Below are 1,035 nucleotides of genomic sequence, written 5' to 3'. Positions count from 1 at the left end.
CTTGCTTGCTGTTGTCCGTAGCAACAAAGGCCGCACGCATGGCAACTTCTGTTTTACCAAAGCCAACGTCACCACACACCAAGCGATCCATGGCTTTTGCTTGGCACATATCGGAAAGCACCGCGTTGATTGCCATGGCTTGATCATCGGTTTCTTCAAACGGGAATGTTGCCTTGAAGGTCGCGTATTGGCCACGATCTAAGGCAAATTTAAAGCCCGGTTTTAGCTCACGCTTCGCGTATACATCAAGTAGCTCTGCTGCAACATCGCGTACTTTCTCAGCTGCTTTTCGACGTGCTTTCGACCACGCTTCACCGCCAAGTTTGTGCAGAGGAGCCGTTTCTTCAGCGCCGCCAGAGTAACGGCTGATCAAGTTTAGCGAGGAAACGGGAACATAAAGTTTGGCGTCGTTTTGATATTCAAGCGTCACATACTCGGTTTTCATTCCCCCCGCTTCAAGGGTTTGCAGACCGATGTAGCGGCCGATGCCGTGGTCAATATGAACAACAGGTTGGCCTGGTTTCAGCTCGGCAAGGTGGCGAATAACAGTGTCACTGTTGACGGCTTTTTTGTCTTTGCGACGGCGTTGAATTACGCGATCGCCAAGCAAGTCACTTTCGCATATCAGCGCGAAATTCAGCTCGTCATGAATAAACCCGTGTTCTGCTGAACCAAGAATCAACGTGAAACGGTGGTCTGACTCCAAAGCGTGATACAGCGATTCTTGCACCACTGGGCGAACTTTGATGCCTTGCAGAAGCTCAGTCAGGGCTTCGCGTCGACCTTCCGATTCCACCGAAAAGATGATTTTGCCCGTAAATTGTTCGCTGAATTGGCGCAGACGAGACAATGGCTCTTTGTTTTGCTGTTGAACGCCAAGTTCTGCCAGTGTTTGTACCGCTAAGTTTTGGCGGCCAGCACGTTTCACTACTTTCTCTAGGCTGAGCTGTGCCTGAGGAAGTTGTTTGAAGTGTGCAAACAATTCGTCTTTCTTGAGCCACAAATCATGTGGGGCAAGAAGTGGACGCAGAGGAT

General features: G+C 50.0%; 1 protein-coding gene. It reads right to left on the bottom strand.

The window, feature by feature from the left end; translation table 11 throughout:
• Nucleotides 1-1,035, bottom strand: a 1,035-nt coding sequence (locus R7F07_RS25465) for a CarD family transcriptional regulator (RefSeq protein WP_318110705.1), incomplete at both ends; no start/stop codon positions are given.

Source organism: Vibrio sp. YT-16 (assembly GCF_033337405.1).
GTDB lineage: Bacteria > Pseudomonadota > Gammaproteobacteria > Enterobacterales > Vibrionaceae > Vibrio > Vibrio alginolyticus.
The sequence above is the reverse complement of the archived record's forward strand: the minus strand, read 5'-3'. Positions and strand labels throughout refer to the sequence as shown.